Annotated in this window: 16 protein-coding genes, 1 tRNA gene and 1 pseudogene; 11 read left to right on the forward strand and 7 right to left on the reverse strand. The window is 72.4% G+C overall.

Going from position 1 to position 18,691, the window contains the following annotated elements; all coding sequences use genetic code 11:
- Positions 1 to 48: 48 nt before the first annotated feature.
- From RCR19_RS31980 to RCR19_RS32000, 5 genes are all read left to right on the forward strand, one after another.
- Entirely contained in the window at positions 49 to 1,020 is a 972-nt protein-coding gene (locus RCR19_RS31980) for an NADPH:quinone oxidoreductase family protein (RefSeq protein ID WP_331268263.1), read from the forward strand.
- A complete protein-coding gene (locus tag RCR19_RS31985) occupies positions 1,017 to 2,198 on the forward strand; it encodes an acyl-CoA dehydrogenase family protein (RefSeq protein ID WP_331268264.1) in 1,182 nt (393 codons plus the stop codon). Before RCR19_RS31980 ends, RCR19_RS31985 begins: the two co-directional genes overlap by 4 nt.
- Positions 2,195 to 3,286, forward strand: a complete 1,092-nt coding sequence (locus RCR19_RS31990; RefSeq protein WP_331268265.1) for an acyl-CoA dehydrogenase family protein — start codon at positions 2,195 to 2,197, stop codon at positions 3,284 to 3,286. The genes RCR19_RS31985 and RCR19_RS31990 overlap by 4 nt, the downstream gene beginning before the upstream one ends.
- Positions 3,287 to 3,463: 177 nt before the next feature.
- The gene (locus RCR19_RS31995) at positions 3,464 to 4,327 is read left to right on the forward strand and encodes a phosphatidylinositol-specific phospholipase C/glycerophosphodiester phosphodiesterase family protein (protein ID WP_331268266.1); all 864 of its coding nucleotides are present in this window, start codon (positions 3,464 to 3,466) and stop codon (positions 4,325 to 4,327) included.
- Between the two features lie 101 nt (positions 4,328 to 4,428).
- Positions 4,429 to 4,623: a hypothetical protein gene (locus tag RCR19_RS32000; RefSeq protein ID WP_059126747.1), complete on the forward strand. Its 195-nt coding sequence runs from the start codon at positions 4,429 to 4,431 to the stop codon at positions 4,621 to 4,623.
- Between the two features lie 3 nt (positions 4,624 to 4,626).
- Here RCR19_RS32000 and RCR19_RS32005 read toward each other — a convergent pair whose 3' ends face one another.
- From RCR19_RS32005 to RCR19_RS32015, 3 genes are all read right to left on the reverse strand, one after another.
- A complete protein-coding gene (locus tag RCR19_RS32005; RefSeq protein ID WP_331268267.1) occupies positions 4,627 to 5,856 on the reverse strand; it encodes a phosphodiester glycosidase family protein in 1,230 nt (409 codons plus the stop codon).
- A gap of 73 nt (positions 5,857 to 5,929) precedes the next feature.
- A complete protein-coding gene (locus RCR19_RS32010; RefSeq protein WP_331269611.1) occupies positions 5,930 to 6,301 on the reverse strand; it encodes a DUF779 domain-containing protein in 372 nt (123 codons plus the stop codon).
- Between the two features lie 57 nt (positions 6,302 to 6,358).
- Positions 6,359 to 8,068, reverse strand: a complete 1,710-nt coding sequence (locus RCR19_RS32015; protein ID WP_331268268.1) for a helix-turn-helix domain-containing protein — start codon at positions 8,066 to 8,068, stop codon at positions 6,359 to 6,361.
- 129 nt (positions 8,069 to 8,197) lie between these two features.
- Between RCR19_RS32015 and RCR19_RS32020 the strand changes: the two genes are divergently transcribed.
- From RCR19_RS32020 to RCR19_RS32040, 5 genes are all read left to right on the forward strand, one after another.
- The gene (locus tag RCR19_RS32020; RefSeq protein WP_331268269.1) at positions 8,198 to 9,973 is read left to right on the forward strand and encodes an FAD-dependent monooxygenase; all 1,776 of its coding nucleotides are present in this window, start codon (positions 8,198 to 8,200) and stop codon (positions 9,971 to 9,973) included.
- Positions 9,974 to 10,022: 49 nt separating this feature from the next.
- On the forward strand, positions 10,023 to 10,892 hold the full coding sequence (locus RCR19_RS32025; RefSeq protein ID WP_331268270.1) for a dioxygenase: 870 nt from the start codon (positions 10,023 to 10,025) through the stop codon (positions 10,890 to 10,892).
- Positions 10,889 to 11,977, forward strand: coding sequence for a maleylacetate reductase (locus RCR19_RS32030; RefSeq protein ID WP_331268271.1), 1,089 nt, complete (start codon positions 10,889 to 10,891; stop codon positions 11,975 to 11,977). Before RCR19_RS32025 ends, RCR19_RS32030 begins: the two co-directional genes overlap by 4 nt.
- Positions 11,978 to 12,123: 146 nt before the next feature.
- Positions 12,124 to 13,035 (forward strand): YceI family protein, encoded by a 912-nt coding sequence (locus RCR19_RS32035; protein WP_331268272.1) that lies wholly within the window; start codon positions 12,124 to 12,126, stop codon positions 13,033 to 13,035.
- A gap of 238 nt (positions 13,036 to 13,273) precedes the next feature.
- The gene (locus RCR19_RS32040; RefSeq protein ID WP_331268273.1) at positions 13,274 to 15,964 is read left to right on the forward strand and encodes a LuxR C-terminal-related transcriptional regulator; all 2,691 of its coding nucleotides are present in this window, start codon (positions 13,274 to 13,276) and stop codon (positions 15,962 to 15,964) included.
- A gap of 58 nt (positions 15,965 to 16,022) precedes the next feature.
- Here the strand turns inward: RCR19_RS32040 and RCR19_RS32045 are convergent, their stop codons facing one another.
- The 3 genes and pseudogenes from RCR19_RS32045 to RCR19_RS32055 all read right to left on the reverse strand — a co-directional run bounded on the left by RCR19_RS32045 (position 16,023) and on the right by RCR19_RS32055 (position 17,277).
- Positions 16,023 to 16,220: a hypothetical protein gene (locus RCR19_RS32045; RefSeq protein ID WP_220295033.1), complete on the reverse strand. Its 198-nt coding sequence runs from the start codon at positions 16,218 to 16,220 to the stop codon at positions 16,023 to 16,025.
- 21 nt (positions 16,221 to 16,241) lie between these two features.
- A pseudogene (locus RCR19_RS32050) lies at positions 16,242 to 16,611 on the reverse strand (SHOCT domain-containing protein).
- A gap of 246 nt (positions 16,612 to 16,857) precedes the next feature.
- The gene (locus RCR19_RS32055) at positions 16,858 to 17,277 is read right to left on the reverse strand and encodes a hypothetical protein (protein WP_331268274.1); all 420 of its coding nucleotides are present in this window, start codon (positions 17,275 to 17,277) and stop codon (positions 16,858 to 16,860) included.
- Positions 17,278 to 17,540: 263 nt separating this feature from the next.
- Between RCR19_RS32055 and RCR19_RS32060 the strand changes: the two genes are divergently transcribed.
- Positions 17,541 to 17,614, forward strand: a tRNA-Pro gene (locus tag RCR19_RS32060).
- Between the two features lie 66 nt (positions 17,615 to 17,680).
- Here the strand turns inward: RCR19_RS32060 and RCR19_RS32065 are convergent.
- A complete protein-coding gene (locus tag RCR19_RS32065; protein WP_059126868.1) occupies positions 17,681 to 18,685 on the reverse strand; it encodes a LuxR family transcriptional regulator in 1,005 nt (334 codons plus the stop codon).
- Positions 18,686 to 18,691: the final 6 nt, after the last annotated feature.

Here is an 18,691-nt window from a genome sequence, read left to right on the forward strand (position 1 = left end):
ACCGGCCGAGGCCCTCCGGAGGCGGACAAGACAAGCTGGAGGCCCCGCATGCAGGCATGGCAGGTGCACGAGAACGGCGAGCCGAGCGAGGTGATGCGGCTCCAGGAGGTGGACCGGCCCACGCCGGGCGACGGCCAGATCCTGCTCACGGTGCGCGCCGCGAACATCAACTTCCCGGACGCACTGCTGTGCCGGGGTCAGTACCAGGTCAGGCCACCGCTGCCGTTCACTCCCGGCGTGGAGATCTGCGGAGAGACCGAGGACGGTCGGCGGGTGATCGCCAACCCCGTACTGCCGTTCGGCGGTTTCGCCGAGTACGCCGTCGCCGACGCCGCGGCCGTGCTGCCCGCACCCGACGCGCTCGACGACGCCGAGGCCGCGGCGCTGCACATCGGCTATCAGACGGGCTGGTTCGGCCTGCACCGGCGCGCCGGTCTGGAAGCCGGCGAGACGCTGCTCGTGCACGCTGCGGCGGGAGGGGTCGGCAGCGCGGCCGTACAGCTCGGGAAGGCGGCCGGCGCCACCGTCATCGGTGTCGTCGGCGGAGCCGGGAAGGCCGCCGTCGCCCGGGAACTGGGCTGCGACGTGGTCATCGACCGGCACGCGCAGGACGTCGTCGCGGCCGTCAAGGAGGCCACCGGGGGCCGGGGCGTGGACGTCGTCTACGACCCGGTCGGGGGCGACGCGTACACGCAGTCCACGAAGGTCGTCGCCTTCGAGGGGCGGATCGTCGTCGTGGGTTTCGCCGGCGGGTCCATCCCCAGCCCGGCGCTCAACCACGCCCTGGTCAAGAACTACTCGATCCTCGGGCTGCACTGGGGCCTGTACAACACCAAGAACCCCAAGCTGGTGCAGCACTGCCACGAGCAGCTCACCGCACTGGCCGCTCGTGGCGCCATCAAGCCCCTCGTCAGCGAGCGGGTGCCGTTGAGCGGGGCGGCGGCCGCCGTCCAGCGCGTCGCCGACGGCGTGACCACCGGCCGGGTCGCGGTCGTACCGGGGAACGGAGCCTCCGCATGACCGACGCAGCCGAACTGCGGGACCGCACCCGGGAGTTGCTGGCGTCGCACCCGCCCGCCGACACGGGCCGCCTGGACTTCCTCAGGGCCCGCTTCGACGCGGGGCTCGCCTGGGTGCACTACCCGGAAGGGCTCGGCGGCCTCGGCGCGCCGCGCTCGCTCCAGGCCGTGGTGGACTCCGAACTGGAGGCCGCGGGCGCGCCCGACAACGACCCCCGTCGTATCGGTATCGGTCTGGGCATGGCCGCGCCGACGATCCTCCGCTACGGCACCGAGGAGCAGAAGCGGCAGTACCTCAGGCCGCTGTGGACGGGCGAGGAGGTGTGGTGCCAGCTGTTCAGCGAACCCGGCGCCGGATCCGACCTCGCCGCGCTCGGCACCCGGGCCGTACGGGACGGCGAGGGGTGGCGGGTCAACGGGCAGAAGGTGTGGACCTCCAGCGCCCATCTCGCCCGCTGGGCCATCCTCATCGCCCGTACCGACCCGGACGTGCCCAAGCACCAGGGCATCACCTACTTCATCTGCGACATGACCGACCCCGGTGTCGAGGTCCGGCCGTTGCGGCAGATCACCGGCGAGGCCGAGTTCAACGAGGTCTTCCTCGCCGACGTCCGCATCCCCGACACCCGGCGCCTCGGGGACGTCGGAGACGGCTGGCGTGTCGCACAGACCACGCTGATGAACGAGCGAGTCTCCATCGGCGGCATGCGCATTCCGCGCGAGGGAGGCATGATCGGCCCGGTCGCGAAGATTTGGCGCGAGCGCCCCGAACTGCGCACCCACGACCTGCACCAGCGGTTGCTGCGGCTCTGGGTGGAGGCCGAGGTCGCCCGGCTCACCGGCGAGCGGCTGCGGCAGCAGCTCGCCGCCGGCCAGCCCGGCCCCGAGGGCTCCGGGATGAAGCTCGCCTTCGCCCGTCTCAACCAGGAGATCAGCGGTCTGGAAGTGGAACTCCTCGGCGAGGAGGGCCTTTTGTACGACGACTGGACCATGCGCCGGCCCGAACTCGTGGACTTCACCGGCCGTGAGGCCGGGTACCGCTACCTCCGCTCCAAGGGCAACAGCATCGAGGGCGGGACCAGCGAGGTCCTGCTGAACATCGTCGCCGAGCGGGTGCTCGGACTGCCCCCCGAGCCGCGCACCGACAAGGACGTCGCCTGGAAGGACCTCGCCCGATGACCGATCTGCTGTACTCGGACGAGGAAGAGGCGCTGCGTTCGGCCGTCCGCGACCTGCTGGCCGATCACTGCGACGCGGCGTCGGTGCTCGCGCGCATCGAGGCGGACACTCCGCACGACCGCTCGCTGTGGAAGCTGCTCACGGAGAGCATGGGCCTGGCCGGACTCCTCGTGCCGGAGTCCCTGGGCGGCCAGGGCGCCACGCACCGTGAAGCCGCCGTCGTGTTGGAGGAGCTGGGGCGCGCGGTGGCTCCGGTGCCCTACCTGACGAGCGCGGTGGTGGCCACCGAGGCCCTGCTCGCCTGTGAGGGGGCGGAGGCCGAGAAGCTGCTGACGGAGCTGGCGTCCGGGCGGACCGTGGCCGCGCTCGCCGTCGGGTTCGCCGCACGGCCGGAGGGCGAACTCGGTGTCGTACGGCAGGAGGGCGGTGCCCTGTCCGGGCAGGTCACCGCAGTCGCGGACGCGGCCGTCGCCGATGTGCTGCTGGTACCGGCCGACGACGGGGGCCTGTACGCGGTGGCCGCGAACGCCGTGACCGTCACCCCGCAGGCCTCCCTCGACCTCACCCGGCCGGTCGCCACCCTCACGTTCGACCGGGCGCCCGCGCGCAGGCTCAGCAACGACGCACCGGCGGCCGTACGACGAGCGCTGCGGGCCGGCGCCGGACTGCTCGCCTCCGAGCAACTCGGCGTCGCCGACTGGTGCCTGACCGAGACCCTGCGCCATCTCAAGGAGCGCAAGCAGTTCAACCGGGTCGTGGGCGGGTTCCAGGCGCTCAAGCACCGCCTCGCCCAGCTGTGGCTGGAGATCGTGAGCCTGCGGGCCGCCGCCAGGAACGCCGCCGACGCGCTCGCCGGGAGCGGTGAGGACACGGACGTCGCCGTCGCGGTCGCCGCGGCCTACGCGGCACCCGTCGCGGTCCACGCGGCCGAGGAGGCCCTCCAGTTGCACGGCGGGATCGGGATGACCTGGGAGCACCCGGTGCATCTCCACCTCAAGCGCGCCAAGGCGGATTCGATCGCGTACGGAACGGCCGGCGCCCATCGCGAGGCACTGGCCCGACTGGCCGACCTGCGGCCGCCGTTGTAGGCCCTTCACGGAGCAGGCCCGCGCCCCGGGGGACGCGGGCCTGCTCCCGGACCGCCGCCCGGACGAAGTGAACGAGCGGCGGCGGTCCGGCCAACTCCTGCCGGGGCGGCGGCAGGTGACCGCGGAAGGGCCGCATACTCCCTGAGGTCCGGTAAGGCCCTACAAGGGAGGCAGAGCATGGCCCTCACCACCCGTCGCAGAGCCCTCACCACCCTCGGCGCCGCCCTCGCGGGCTCGCTCGTCCTGCCCGCCGCGCATGCGTCGGCGGAGGCGGGCAAGCACGGTCCCCGTCCGCTGTGGCGGGCCCACGCGCACAACGACTACGACCACCCGCGTCCCCTCTTCGACGCCCTCGACCACCGCTTCGGCAGCGTCGAGGCCGACATCTACCTGGTCGGCGACCAGCTTCTGGTCGCCCACGACCCCGTCGACCTCGACCCCGAGCGGACCCTGGAGTCGCTCTACCTCGACCCGCTGGCCGCCCTGGTGAAGTCCAACCACGGCTCCGTCCACCGGGGATGGCGGGCACCGCTGCAGCTCCTGATCGACATCAAGACGGAGGGCGCCTCGACGTATCTCGAACTCGACCGTCACCTCAGGCGCTATCGGAACCTGTTCACGACCTGTGCGCACGGTCGTGTGCACCCGGGCCCGGTCACCGCGGTCGTCTCCGGTGACGGGGCGGCCCGCGCCCCGATGGAGGCGCAGACCGTGCGGCGCGCCTTCTACGACGGACGTCTCAGCGACCTCGGCACCTCCGCCCCCGCCTCCTTCATTCCGCTGATCAGCGACAACTGGACGCTCAACTTCAGCTGGACGGGCGACGGTCCGTTCCCCGCCGACGAGCGGCAGAAGCTGCGCGACATCCTCGCCGGGGCGCACGGCCGCGGACAGAAGGTGCGCTTCTGGGCGACACCCGACGCCGCGGGACCGGCCCGGGACGCGTTGTGGAGCGCGCTCTTCGACGCCGGGGCCGACTACTTCAACACGGACGACCTCGCCGGCCTGGAGTCGTTCCTCGACTCTCACCGACGGCCGTAGAACCACACGATCGGGGGACATGTCAGCCGCCCGAAGGGACCCTCCGCTACGCCACACTTGCGGCCGAAAGCCGCGTAATGACGTGGCGGAGGAGGCTGAGGGTGGCTATTTCCATCTCTGTGGTGCTGTTGCTCCTGATCATCATGGTGATCTACATGCGCAACGGCGCGCTGAAGATCACACACGCCATCGTCTGCCTGCTACTGGGCTTCTTCCTGGCGAGCTCGAGCATGGCTCCGACCATCCACCAGGGACTGGCGGCGACGGCGCAGATCGTCGGCAGCCTGCGCCCCTGACGCTCACGAGCCGGAGAAGACCCCGACCCCGTCCGCGACCGGCCGCTCGGCGCCCCCGCTGGGGTGGTTGCGCACCGTCACCGTGCGTGCGCCCGGTGCCCGGGTGACCAGCGTCGTGGAGCCTCCACCATCCAGGTTGAAGCCGTCCGTCGCGCCCGATGCCCGCAGGACCGCGGCGATTTCGGCGACGGTGAGGCCGCTGCGGTAGGCGGCCCCGCCGTCCGTGGCGAGCAGCAGCAGTTGCCGGCCGCCGTCCGCGATGCCCACCGCGGTACGCACCGCGGACGTCTCGTCGTCGAGTCCGGGCAGCGGCGTGCCGTGCCGCAGCACGGGGAACCCGCCGATCGCGAAGAGAAAGGGGACGCCGGACGAAGCGGCCACCAGGCGGTGCTGCACCTGGACCGGCTCACCCTCGAACAGCTTGCGCAGGTGCTGGGCCCCCGCCTCACGGCCGACCAGCACCGTGGTCCCGCGGGGAATGGAACCCCTGCCGGGCGCGTCGGCAGCGGCGACGACCCGTCCGTTCCTGATCGTCACCTCGTAGGTGTCGTCGCTGCACGGTGCGCCGCGGTTCGTGTCGGTGCCGCAGGTCGCCCGCACCCGGGACGCGCTGCCCCAGTCCGAGGTGTACGCCCCGATCGAACCCTGCGGCAGCGCGTACTGGTTGAGCCCGCGCAGGGGCAGCTGTTCTTCGGGGGTGGTCATGGAACCGGTGAGGGACAGCCGGTCCAGGCGGGCCTTGCGGTCGGTGCCCACCCCCAGCACGTCCTCTGTCGTCGTACCGGCAGGCAGACCGGGACCGAAGCGCTGGCCGCGCGGCACGGCGGCCTTCAGCGCACGTCCGTTCGCGACGGCGGGGCCCACGGCCGAGCCCGTGGCCTCGACCCCAGGGTGCTGTGTCTCGGAGATGTTGAAGAAGTCGCCGTTGATCCCCGCCACGGCCCGCTGGGCGTCGGCGAGGTGTGACACGACGTCCCGCGCCGCGACGACGCCGGGGTGCAACAGGCCCACGCGCACATGGGGGTTGCCCAGGTCGACGGTGACGAGGTGTGCATGGGTCACCCCGTGCGCGGCGGAGATGTCGAACTGGCTGTACCGGACTCCCGGTGCGACCGTCCGGAACCGGGCCGCGGCACCGGCCGGACCGGCCGTCACCAGAGCCGCGCCGGTCAGCGCGCTCCATGCCACGAGTACCGTCAGTGCTGTTCTGAACCGTCCGACGCGACGCGTCACAACTCCCCCTGATGTCTCGTCACCTCTCGGGATTCAGGGGAAGTGCACCAGACCGGGGGGTCCCGCGCGGTGTTCAGGCGTCGACGACGCGGGAACGGATGAGAAAACGCACTCCTTCGGGTGCTTCCAGGGAGAAGCCGCTGCCGCGGCCCGGGACGACGTCGACGATCAGCCGGGTGTGGCTCCACACCTCGTACTGGCTGCGGGACATCCAGAAGCCCACCGGTTCGCCCACACCGTCGACGTCGAGCTCGGCGAGCAGCACGTCCGCTCCACCGGTGCGGAACTCGCCGCGGGGATAGCACATGGGGGCGCTGCCGTCGCAGCAGCCGCCGGACTGGTGGAACATCAGCGGTCCGTGGACCTCGCGCAGCTTCCGCACCAGCTCGGCGGCCGCGGGGGTGAGCTCCACGCGCGGAGTCATGTCCGTCGTCACGGGCCCCATTCCAGCGCGGAGCACGTTGCAACGACGTTGCACCCGCGGGACGTCCACGGTCCTCGCTCAGCCTCGGTAACCGCGCAGCTTCCGATAGAGCGTCGCCCGGCCGATCCCCAACGCCGCCGCCGTACGCGCCTTGTTGCCGCCGTGGCGGCGCAACGCCTCGAGGATCGTGGTGCGTTCGGCGTGCTCCATCGGGCTGAGGGGCCGGGCCGCGGGGCCCTCGCGCACGGGGTCGGGCAGCTCGGCCCGGTGGACCGGTCCCGACGCCCGTCGGTCCTCGGCCAAGGCCCGTACGACATGGGCGAGTTCGGTGACGTTGCCGGGCCAGGGATACCGCTCCAGCGCCCGTAGGGCGTCCAGTGTCCAGGTCAGCGGAGGCTGCCCCGGGGCCGGCCGAGGGGCAAGGACGGGCAGCAGGTCCCGTATGTCCTCGGGGCGTTCCCTCAGCGCGGGGAGGGTCACCGAGCGGGCGGCGAGCGTGTCGAGGAGCCGCTGGAGACAGGGGCCGGCCGGCGCTCCGGGGGTGTAGGTCATGAGCAGCCGCGCGTCGGGGTGCTTGTCGAGCAGGGAGTTGAGGGCGGCGACGCCGGACTGGGCCAGCCGCTCGGCGTGACGGAGCAGGAGAGGGCGGCCGGCCGCCAGTTCGGCCAGGGCGGGCCCGAGTTCGCTGTCCTGCGCGGCGTCGGCCACCCGGGCGGACCGCTCACCGAGCAGTTCCCGGGCCAGCGCCGTCTTGCCCGTCCCCCGCTCACCGGTCAGCAGCAGCGGCTCGGGGACGCGGGCCAGGGCGACGGCCTGACCGGTGGCATGCCGCCACGGGACCGAGGAGCCGATCAATGCGACGGACCGCCGTGGCGGGGACGCCACCGCGCCGTCCAGCGGCTCCACTACCGCCACGACGCCGACGGCCGCTCCCTCATGGCGCACCGGGGTGATCCGGGCGGTGCACCCCGCCTCCGCGGGCAGGTCCGGGTCGACGGGAACGCCCTTCTGTCGTACGGCGATCGCCGTACGCTCCAGAGCATCCAGGGCCTGCGGCGACAGCATCCGCTCGGCCGCCGCGCTGACCAGGCGATTGCGCCCGTCCAGCACGGCCACCGCAACTCCACGACCCTGTGCGGACCGCAGATAGGCGTCGAGCAGCACCCGTTCGGTCCGCCGCGCCCCGGCGAGGAGTTCGGCCTCCACCGCCGCCGCTGCGGCCTCGGCGAGCGCCGCGCCCGGATGCGGTCCCGCTCCGGACCACAGCGGGGACACGACGGTCACCGTGCCGAGCGCCTGCCCCGTCTCCGGCGCCGTCACCGGAACGCTGACGGCCGACACGTCCTGCCAGCGGTCGAGGAAGTGCTCGGGACCGTGTACCTCTGCCCGGCGACGGCTGCGCAGCGCGAGGGCCGCGCTGTTGGGACCCACCGTCCGCTCCGAAAGGTCGGCCCACTGCTCGGGTCCCGCTGCGCTGCCCGCGCTCCACAGCACCCGGGGCCGCTCGTCGGTGAGGAGGAGGACGCAGCGACCGTTGCCGAGGGCGGGCGCGATCCGCTCCAGCACGGGGCGGGCGGTGCCGAGCAGGGCCGCCCCGGTCGGCCGCAGGGGGCCGGCGGTGCCCTTCTGGAGGTCGTGCGGCACTCCGAAGAACCGCGCCCGCCGCCATGAGGCGACAACTTCCTCCGGTACGTCCTCGGGCAGTGGGCGCCCGGACAGGAACCGTTCGCGGGCCCGGCGCAGCGGAGTGAGGGAGGTGCCGGCGGGGGAGTGCTCAGTGGTGGTCACGACACTCCCACCGTATCGCCCTCCGTTGAAGGGACAACAATCACGGGTCCCGTGGCCGTCGTCGCCGGCCGTGCGGAGCTGTCTCGTATTGAGACACCCACGACCCCGTGGGCCGCTCCATGATCTTGAATGCCTGGTGTCCGTTCCCACCGTCAGGAGCGTCCCGTGTCCACCGTCGTCGAGACCGACGTCCTCATCGTCGGCAGCGGCCCGGCCGGTGCCTCGGCCGCGCTCGCCCTGAGTACCTACGGTGTGCCCAACATCGTCGTGACCCGCTACGCGAGCCTGGCGGACACGCCCCGCGCGCACATCACCAACCAGCGCACCATGGAGGTGCTGCGCGACCTCGGCGTCGAACAGGACGTCATCGCGCACGCCACCCCGCAGCACCTGATGGGTGACACGACCTTCTGCACCAGCCTGGCCGGTGAGGAACTGGGCCGGGTGCGCTCCTGGGGCAACGACCCGCTCGTCCAGGCGGAACACGAACTCGCCAGTCCCACCCGCATGTGCGACATGCCGCAGCACCTGATGGAGCCGGTCCTCGTGAACGCGGCCGTCGCCCGCGGCACCAGCCTGCGCTTCCGGACCGAGTACCTCTCCCACACCCAGGACGCCGACGGGGTGACCGCCACCGTGCGGGACCGGCTGCGCGGGGACACCTACGAGATCCGCGCCCGGTACCTGATCGGCGCGGACGGAGGCCGTTCGAAGGTCGCCGAGGACGCCGGTCTGCCCATGGGCGGTCAGATGGGCGTCGCCGGCAGCATCAACATCGTCTTCGACGCGGATCTGAGCAGGTACACGGCGCACCGCCCGTCCACCCTCTACTGGGTGCTCGCGCCCGGCGCGACCGTCGGCGGTATAGGCGCGGGGCTGGTGCGCTGTGTGCGGCCGTGGAACCAGTGGCTCATCGTCTGGGGGTACGACGTCGAGGCCGGCGCCCCCGATCTGACCACCGAGTACGCCGAGTCGATCGTCCGGCAACTGATCGGCGACGACGAGATCCCGGTGACCGTCAGGTCGTCCTCGGCCTGGACGGTCAACGAGATGTACGCCGAGACCTACTCCGCCGGCCGTGTCTTCTGCGCCGGTGACGCCGTGCACCGGCATCCGCCGTCCAACGGCCTCGGCTCCAACACCTCGATCCAGGACTCGTACAACCTGGCCTGGAAGCTGAAGCTGGTGCTCGACGGCGTCGCGGATCCGAAGCTGCTTGAGACCTACACCGCTGAGCGCGCGCCGGTCGGCCGGCAGATCGTCACCCGCGCCAACCAGTCGATCCGCGAGACCGCCCCCATATTCGAGGCCCTCGACGGGCTCTCCCCGCAGACCCCCGAGCAGCTGTGGGCCAACATCGCGGCACGCAAGGACGCGACGGACGCCGCCGAGACCCAGCGGACGGCACTGCGCGAGGCGATCGCCTTCAAGGTCTACGAGTTCAACGCCCACGGCGTCGACCTCAACCAGCGGTACGCCTCGGACGGGATCGTGCCGGACGGCACCCCCGACCCCGGCTTCACGCGCGACCCCGAACTGCACCACCAGCCCTCCTCGCGTCCGGGCGCCAGGCTTCCGCACGCCTGGATCACCTCGGGCACCCGCACCCTGTCCACGCTCGACACGGTGGGCAAGGGGCGCTTCACCCTGCTGACCGGCATCGGCGGCGAGCGCTGGGTGCGGGCGGCCGAGGCGCAGGCGGTCGAGATCGCCACCGTGGTCGTCGGGCCCGGCCGGGAGTACGAGGACCCCTACGGCGACTGGGCCCGGCTGCGGGAGGTGTCCGACTCGGGAGCGCTGCTGGTGCGGCCCGACGGGTTCGTCGCCTTCCGGCACGCGTCGGCCGCCGAGGACGCGGCCGCACTGCTCACGGACGCGCTGGAGCGGATCCTGGGCCGCGCCTGAGCGCGCGACCATGGAGTGAGCGGGACTCGCAGAGGAACGAGGAGCCGGGATGACCGCGGACGCCACCGAGACCACCGTCACCGAGGAGGTCGTCGCAGCCCTGCGCGCGACCGCGGACCCGCGGCTGCACGAGCTGATCGAAGGCCTCGTCCGCCATCTGCACGACTTCGTGCGCGAGACCCGGCTCACCCGCGAGGAGTGGGATAAGGCCGTCGGTTTCCTCACGGAGACCGGGCAGACCTGTACGGACACCCGGCAGGAGTTCATCCTGCTGTCGGACGTGCTCGGCGTCTCCATGCTGGTCGAGACCGTCAACGGTCACCACACGGCGGGCGTCACCCGGTCCACCGTCCTCGGCCCCTTCCACATGAGCGCGTCCCCGGTACGTGAACTCGGGGACTCCATCGACCTGGTGGGCGACGGCGAGCCCTGCGTGGTCAGCGGCCGGGTCCTGGACGAGGACGGAACGCCACTGCCCGGCGCGGTCCTCGACGTCTGGCAGGCGGACGCCGAGGGGTACTACGACGTGCAGCGGCCGGACCTGCGGCCCGCGGGCAACGGGCGCGGACTGTTCACGGCCGACTCCGAAGGCCGCTTCCGGTTCCGCACCTGCGTACCGGCGCCGTATCCGATCCCCACCGACGGCCCGGTCGGTGAACTCCTGCGCGCCACCGGCCGGCAACCCCACCGCCCCGCCCACATCCACTTCATCGCTACGGCCGACGGCCACGAGCCCGTCACCACGCACATCTTCGTGGGCGGCAGCGACCATCTCGACTCGGACGCCGTGTTCGCGGTGAAACGGAGCCTGGTGAAGGACTTCGCTCCGACCGACGATCCGTCCCTGGCCCGTGAGTTCGGCGTCCCGAACCCGTTCCGGCACGCCCGCTTCGATCTCGTGCTGGAGCGTTCGGCATGACCGTGCCCGCCGACTTCTCCTACGAGACCCGGCCCGTGCGGGTCGTCTTCCGTCCGGGTGCCGTCGTGACCGCGACCCCGGACGAGGCCGGACGCCTCGGTCTGCGGCGGCTGCTGGTCGTCTGCGGCGGCCGGGGCGAGCCCATCGCGCGCACGGTCGCGCAGGCGCTGGGCGACGCCTGTGCGGGAGTGCACGCCGAGGCCCGTATGCACGTACCCGCCGACGTCGCCGACCGGGCCGTGGACGTCGCGCGGGCCGCGGGGGCCGACGGATGCGTCGCGGTCGGCGGCGGTTCGGCGATCGGGCTGGGCAAGGCGATCGCGCTGCGCACCCGGCTGCCGCTGATCGCCGTGCCGTCGACCTACTCGGGTTCGGAGATGACCCCGGTGTGGGGCCTGACCGAGCATGGCGTCAAGCGCACCGGCCGCGACCCCGTCGTCCAGCCCCGCAGCGTCGTCTACGACCCCGAACTCACCCTCTCCCTCCCGGTGCCGCTCACGGTGACCAGCGGCTTCAACGCCGTCGCCCACGCGGTGGAGGCGCTGTACGCACCGGACGCTTCCCCGCTGGTCTCGCTCATGGCGCAGGAAGGCGTACGGGCGATGGCCGGGGCGCTTCCGTCGGTGGCCGCAGATCCCGGGGACCTCGACGTGCGCGGCAGGGCCCTGTACGGGGCGTGGCTGTGCGGCGCGTGCCTCGGCGCGACCACCATGGGGCTGCACCACAAGCTGTGCCACGTGCTGGGCGGCACGTTCGGACTGCCGCACGCGGCGACGCACACGGTGGTGCTCCCCCACGTCCTCGCCCACAACGCGCTCGCGGCGCCCGCGGCGGTGGCCGCGCTGAGCGGGGCCCTCGGCGCGCGGGACGTACCGCGCGCCCTGTGGGAACTGGCGGGTCGCCTCGGCGGGCCGCGCTCGCTCGCCGAACTCGGCCTCGAGCGCGAGGATCTGGCGGTCGCCGCCGCCCAGGTCGCGGGTCTGCCGTACGCCAACCCGCGTCCCGTGACGGCGGACGGGGTGCTGGGTGTGCTGACGGCCGCCTACGAGGGGCGGGAGCCGGACTCCGCCGGGGCGGCGGGATAGGACGCCGGGTGTCTCGTAATGAGACACCCGCCGCGGGGCGGTGTGCCACAAGATCGAGAAGGGCGGATCGTTTGCAGGCGCGGCTGCTTCGGCGTACCCACGACCGCCGCTCGCGCGGCTGCGCGCCCCGAAGAAAGGTGAACATCATGGCCCTCGCACTGCTCCGGCGCCGGCGGCCCAAGGGTGCCTCTGCCGCGGCGGGCCTTTCGCTCCCCCTCCCGCAGGGCGCGGGCGCCGTCGCCCGTGAGGTCGTCGACCCCATGGGCTCGCCGATGGCGGGCGCCGACGTCACGGTCACCGCGCTCGATACACACCGTGTCGCCGCCCGCGGCACGACCGACCCGTACGGATTCTTCCTCGCGGCGCTGCCGCCCGGCCACTACAGTCTCCTGGTCGCCGCGGAAGGGCTGCACCCCCACCGCGAGACGCTGGAGATCGCGGCGGGCACGACGCTGGCCGGCGAGCGGATCTGGCTGCAGCCGGCCGAGAGCCAGCAGCTACCGGTGCCCGGCACCTGGCTCTTCGACCCCCCGCACACGGCGATCCGGTTCATCGCCAAGCATGTCGGCATGGCGCACGTCCACGGCCGCTTCGAACGCTTCGACGGCGGCATCCAGGTCGCCCAGGACATGACGCAGTCCCGTGTCCACGTGCGTATCCACGCGTCGAGCATCACCACCGGCAACAACACCCGCGACAACCATCTGCGCTCGGCGGACTTCCTGGACGTCGAACGGTTCCCGTACATCGACTTCGCGAGCACCCGGTTCGTCTACCGGGGCGGCAGCAAGTGGGGCCTGCAGGGTTCCCTGACGATGCACGGAGTGAGCCGGTCGGTGTCCCTGGACACGACGTACCTCGGCACCGTGAACGGCGGCTACGGCGAGGAACTGCGCTGTGCGGCCCTGGCCAAGGCGGAGCTGCACCGCGAGGACTACACGCTCAACTGGCGTTCGATGCTGGCCCGCGGGATCGCGGTGGTGGGACCGACGGTGCAGCTGGAGCTGGACGTCCAGGCCATGTACCGCACCCACGACACGCCGACGCCGCCGGAATAGGACCTCGGAAGGCCGGGCCGTACCCCCAGCTCGGAGGGGGCGCGGCCCGGCCTCCGGTCGTCTGTGCCCGTGACCATGACCTCTCCCGCCGGGCGCGCCGGACGACGCCGGTGCGGGGCGGGCGCACCGAGCCGGGGCCGCCGAGGGCGGGGCACCCTTCCGTTGCGGCTTCGTGGGCATGGGGCGAAGCTCAAAGGGGATTGTCCGGCTAACGAGCTGGGGTGTTGCGGTGGGTGCCATGACTCCTTCGACGTCCGGCGGCCACCGGGAGCCTTCCCCCGGGCCCTTCGCCCCGAACGGGGACCCCGTCCTCGCCGCGCGGTTCAGCGTGCCCCTGACCCCGGACACCTTCGTGCGCCGGCCCCGTCTGACGGAGCGGCTCAGCGAGGGCGTCCAGGGCCCGCTGACCCTGGTCAACGGGCCCGCCGGAGCCGGCAAGACGCTGCTCGTCGCCGACTGGATCGCCACCGAAGGGGCACGGGGCCGGGCGGCCTGGCTGACGGTGGCGCCCGAGGACAACGGTCCCGGCGTCTTCTGGACCTATGTGCTGGAGTCGCTGCGACGGCACGGGCTCGCGGCCGGGGACGACATCGGCAGCCCCGCACGCCCCGGCGAGGTGGACCACTCCCTGCTGACCAGGCTCGCGGCGCAGCTGAGCCGGCATGAGGGGCCGCTGCTCCTGGTCCTCGACGAGTTCGACCGGGTGGGCCAGTCGGCGGAGGTCGCCGACGAACTGCAGTTCGTGCTCAGGCACGCCGGTGACGGACTGCGTCTGCTGATCATCAGCCGTACCGAGCCGCTGCTCCCGCTGCACCGGTACCGCGCCGCCGGCGAGGTCACCGACATCCGCGCCGCCGATCTGGCCTTCCGTCCGGAGGAGACGGCCGAGTTGCTGCGCCGGCACGGTATGCACCTGTCGGACGACGCCGTCACGGCACTGACCGACCGCACCGGCGGCTGGGCGGCGGGACTGCGGCTGTGCACTCTGGCGGCACAGGGAGCCGAGGACCCGGAGACCTTCCTGAAGGACTTCGAGGCCGGCCGGAGCACGCTCGCCGACTTCCTGCTGGCCGAGGTGCTGGACGCCCAGCCGGTCGAGACGCAGGACCTGCTGCTGCGCACCAGCGTCCTGGAACAGATCCACCCGGACCTCGCCAACGCGCTCACCGGGCGGGACGACGCGGAGGCGATCCTCGCCGGGCTGCAACGCGCGAACGCCTTCGTCGAGGTCATCGGGCACGAGTGGTACCGGCTCCACCCCCTGTTCGCCGAGATCCTCCGGGTGCATCTGCGGGTACGGCACCCGGGGCTCGAGTGCGAACTCCATCGCAGGGCGGCGCACTGGCTGAGCGAGGCCGGCCTGCTCACCGAGGCCCTGCCGCACGCGGCGGATGCGGGCGACTGGGAACTGGCCGCCACCCGATTCGTCGACGAGCTGTCGATCGGCCGGCTGCTGACCGGGCTGGACTCCGACCAACTGGACGCGCTCTTCTCCCGGATGCCCCCCGACGCCACGGGCCCGGCGGCGGACCTGGTGCGCGCCGCCCGCGAACTCGCCCACCACGACATCGACCGCGGTGTCGAACATCTCCACCGCGCCGAACAGCACCTCCCGGCCGACGGGGACCCCCGCTCACCGGCCCTGCGTCTGAGCTGCGCCCTGCTGCGCGTCCTCGCCGCCAGGATGACCGGCTCGGCCGATCGTGCCGAGGCGGCCGCCGCCGACGTGGAGACCGCGGAGCGAGCCGTCCCCGCCGAGTCCCTGGCCCGGCACCCGGAGGTTCCCGCCCTGATGCTCACGGACCTGGGCTCGGCCCAGCTGTGGGCGGGGCGGTTCGAGGCGGCCCAGGCCTCGCTGTCCGCGGCCGCCGAGGTGGACACGGGACCGGAGACCGCGTTGCCGCGGCACGAGTGCCTCGGCCGGCTGGCCCTGATCGACTTCCTGAACGGCTGGCCGGGCCGCGCGGAGGCGCACGCCCGCGAAGCGGTGGCCGAGGCCGAGCGGTCGGGGCTGCCGCCCGAGGCGTGCACCGGCATCGCCCAGCTGGTGCTGGGCGCCGTCGCCATCGACCGCGACGACCTCGACACGGCACGGACCCACCTGGACCACGCCGCCTCCTCCACGCTTCCGCGCGACCCCCTCGTCAGCGCGGGGCTGGCGCTGCTGCGGTCCCGCCTGCTGCTCGCCAAGGGCCATCCGCAGGCGGCACTGCGCCTGCTGGAGGAGCACCGGCGGCCGGCGGACTTCCTCGAGCCCTCGCCCTGGGTGAACGACCGAACCGCCCTGACGATCGCGGGTGCCTACCTCGCCGAGGGCCGTCCGCAGGCCGCACAGGAGGTGCTCGAGGAGGAGGGCGCCGAGGGACCGGAGAGCGTGGTCGCCGCGGCCCGTGCCCGGCTCGCCACCGGAGACGGCACGGCGGCACACGATCTGCTCGAGGGCCTTCCCACGGGAAACGGGGAGGGGCCGGCCATCACGGTACGAGCGCTGCTGGCACGCGCCCAGGCGGCGGACGCGGCAGGCGACGGGAGCGAGGCCCAGCGCCTGGTCGCACGCGCTCTGAGCGTGGCCAGACCGGAGCGACTGCGACGGCCGTTCCTGGAGGCCGGACCCTGGCTGCGGCGGCTGGCGCGCCGCCGGCCGGACCTCGCGCAGGGCCACGAATGGCTGTCGGCCTCGCTCGTCGGGCACGTCCCGGCGGCGGACGCGCCCGATCCCGGACCGGCACCGGTGACCGAGCCGCTCAGCGAGCGCGAGCACGAGGTGCTGGAGCGGCTGGCGCAGATGATGTCGACGGAGGAGATCGCCGCCGACCTCTATCTGTCGGTGAACACCGTGAAGACGCATCTGAAGAGCCTCTACCGCAAACTCGCCGCGACCAGGCGGGGCGAGGCGGTGCGCCGGGCCCGGGAGCTGCACCTGCTGTGAGCGCGCTGCCCGGTCCGCGGTGCGGCTGCCGCACGGAACCACCCGGGACGGGCCCGTGTCACTCGGGAAGGCGCCGCATCTCCACGACGTGCAGTCCGAGCGACTGACAGCGGGCCAGCAGGCCGTAGAGGTGCTCCTCGTCGACGACCTGGCCGAAGAGCATGGTCTGGTCCGGACCGACGACGCTCTCCAACTCCGGGAACGCCTTGGTCAGCACGTCCGACATCTGGCCGTCGACGCGGAACTCGTATCGCATGACAACGCTTTCCGCGGCCGCTCAGTGGACGAGCACCTTGGCCTTGGCCGCCTCGTACTCGGCGTCGGTGAGGTGCCCGTGGTCGTGCAGGCCGGCCAGTTCGGCCAACTCGTCGGCACTGCTCGTACCGGTCTCGGGGGCGGACGCGGCCGCCTCCCGCACGTAGGCGCGGAAGGCCCGTTCCCGGGCCTCCGCACGCCGCACGGCACGTCTCGCCCATGGACCTCCCCCTGGCGATCAGGTACACGAGGACACCGGCGAACGGCAGCACGCACACGAACAGCATCCAGCTGGCCTTGGCCCATCCACTGAGGCCGTCGTCGTCGAAGACGTCCCTGACGACGCGGAACAGCAGCATGAACCACATGACCCACAGGAAGAACCACAACATGGTGAGGAACGCGCTGAGCAGCGGGTAATCGCTCACGATGACCTCCGGTGCCGGCCCGCCCCTCGGCACGCGCGGCGGGCTGTGACTCCTGACGCAGTCCACGGTGGGCGCGGGTGCGGGTTCCCGGGATCACCCGGAGCGGGTGGCGTCGCAGGGGGACCGGGAACCGTCTGCGCGCCCGGGCCACCCCCGCTCGACCCGCGGGCTCACGCGGTGGGCGGCCGTACAGGCGGAACCCGGCGGCGCCTACCGCTCGGGGGCGTCCTTCGGCGCCACGCACAGCGCCCAGATGATGAACCCGTACAGCGCGATCAGCGTGAGCGACCAGACGGGGTAGTACGGGATCGACAGGAAGTTGGTGATGATCAGCAACGACGCGATCGCCACGCCGAGGACCCTCGCCCAGGTGGCCATCATGAAAAGGCCGATGCTCACGATCATGGCGAGCGCCCCGAGGACCAGGTGGACCCAGCCCCAGCCCATCAGGTCGAACCGGAAGACGTATTGGGGGGTGGAGACGAAGACCGCGTCCTGGGCGATCGCCATGATGCCCCGGAAGACATCGAGGACGCCGGAGACGAGAAGCATCACGGCGGCGAAGAGCGTCAGACCTGTCGCGGCCGCCATGGTGCCGGCCGAGCGCTGGTGCGACGGGGTGGTGGCCATGTGGGGGACCTCCGTTCGTTGCCCGGCTGCTGCTCACAGCCTCATCTGTGAGCGTGCGCCCGGCGCGCGCCCTGTTCCTCACCCGGAAGGGGTGAGGGCCCAAACACTCGCACGTGTGATCGATCATGGTTCCCGCCGGCGGCGACGGTGCCGCTGCCTTGGTGCAGGTGCAGCGACTCGGCCCGGCGCCGGTGTAAAACGCCCTCAGGGGCGTGCGGTAGGGTTTACGTGCGTGATCACGCGGAATGCCGCGGAGGACGCACCGGGACGTGGCGCAGCTTGGTAGCGCACTTGACTGGGGGTCAAGGGGTCGCAGGTTCAAATCCTGTCGTCCCGACGGTGCAGTACGTTTCGTCGCAGTTCAGAGGCCGTCTTCGGACGGCCTCCGCTGTGTCCGGCCCGCTCACAGCCAATCGCGACGTGCCGCGTGCCAGGCGAGTTGCATACGGGTGGCGGCGCCGGCGAGTTCCATCATGTGCTGGATACGGCGCTGCACGGTACGCCGGCTGAGGGCCATCTGGGTCGCGATCGCCTTGTCGGTCACTCCGGCCACCAGCAGGGCGAGCAGCCGCCGGTCGGTGGCGGAGAGCGGGTCCGGTCCGTTCGTGCCGTCGGCACCCGACAGCGCTCCGGTGTCGTCGGCGCCCAGCGGTACCGCGTCCTCCCAGTAGCGTTCGAAGAGGGCGATCAGGGCGGCCAGCAGATTGCTGTCGCGCACCAGTGCGGTGGTGGGTTCGTCCGGGCTGCCGTTGGGGCCTCCGGGTACGAGCGGGAAGATCGCGATCGAGCGGTCGGCTATCGCGAGGCGCAGCGGCAGATGCGGCACGGCGCGCGCGATCTCCCCGGCGCGTACGCCCGCCACCACATTGTCCACGGCGCCCTCGTCGTCGAAGAAGGCCTTCTCGTACAGCACGCGGTACTGCACTCCGCGTTCCAGGGCCTCGAACTCCGCCGTGTTGCTGCCCGAGGGCATGGCCACGTACTGGGCCTTGCAGAACCAGAGCATCTCGTCGTGCGCACTCGCCTGGATCTGCCGCAGGTGCTGGCGCAGCGCCTCCGCGCCGGTGATGACCTCGATCAGCTGGCCGGCGTCCTGCCTGCGCACGGTGTCCCGGTAGACCTCGAGCAGGCTGGTGGCCTCCGCCCGGGCCAGGTCCAGCGCGTCGGCGCTGCGCTTGAGCAGGGGCAGCAGCGCCACGTCGGGGGGAGTCGCCCGGAAGTACCGGGGGATGCCGTCCGTGTGGTTCGCCATGCCCTTGGACGTGAGCATGTACAGGATGCGGGCGCACTCGGCCTCGTTCAGCCCGGTCCTGCGCGCGACGTCGACGGCGGTCGCCCGGCCCGTGTTCACCAGCACCCGGTACACGGACTCCTCGACATCCGAGACCCCAGCCGCCTCCAGCGTCACGGCGCC

The organism is Streptomyces sp. WAC07094 (assembly GCF_036320405.1).
Classification (GTDB): domain Bacteria; phylum Actinomycetota; class Actinomycetes; order Streptomycetales; family Streptomycetaceae; genus Streptomyces; species Streptomyces lannensis.

Coding starts and splice junctions, on each gene's coding strand:
- RCR19_RS31980 (WP_331268263.1), top strand. CDS start 49: ATGCAGGCATGGCAGGTGCACGAGAACGGCGAGCCGAGCGAGGTGATG.
- RCR19_RS31985 (WP_331268264.1), top strand. CDS start 1,017: ATGACCGACGCAGCCGAACTGCGGGACCGCACCCGGGAGTTGCTGGCG.
- RCR19_RS31990 (WP_331268265.1), top strand. CDS start 2,195: ATGACCGATCTGCTGTACTCGGACGAGGAAGAGGCGCTGCGTTCGGCC.
- RCR19_RS31995 (WP_331268266.1), top strand. CDS start 3,464: ATGGCCCTCACCACCCGTCGCAGAGCCCTCACCACCCTCGGCGCCGCC.
- RCR19_RS32010 (WP_331269611.1), bottom strand. CDS start 6,301: ATGGGGCCCGTGACGACGGACATGACTCCGCGCGTGGAGCTCACCCCC.
- RCR19_RS32020 (WP_331268269.1), top strand. CDS start 8,198: ATGCCTGGTGTCCGTTCCCACCGTCAGGAGCGTCCCGTGTCCACCGTC.
- RCR19_RS32025 (WP_331268270.1), top strand. CDS start 10,023: ATGACCGCGGACGCCACCGAGACCACCGTCACCGAGGAGGTCGTCGCA.
- RCR19_RS32030 (WP_331268271.1), top strand. CDS start 10,889: ATGACCGTGCCCGCCGACTTCTCCTACGAGACCCGGCCCGTGCGGGTC.
- RCR19_RS32035 (WP_331268272.1), top strand. CDS start 12,124: ATGGCCCTCGCACTGCTCCGGCGCCGGCGGCCCAAGGGTGCCTCTGCC.
- RCR19_RS32040 (WP_331268273.1), top strand. CDS start 13,274: ATGACTCCTTCGACGTCCGGCGGCCACCGGGAGCCTTCCCCCGGGCCC.
- RCR19_RS32045 (WP_220295033.1), bottom strand. CDS start 16,220: ATGCGATACGAGTTCCGCGTCGACGGCCAGATGTCGGACGTGCTGACC.
- RCR19_RS32055 (WP_331268274.1), bottom strand. CDS start 17,277: ATGGCCACCACCCCGTCGCACCAGCGCTCGGCCGGCACCATGGCGGCC.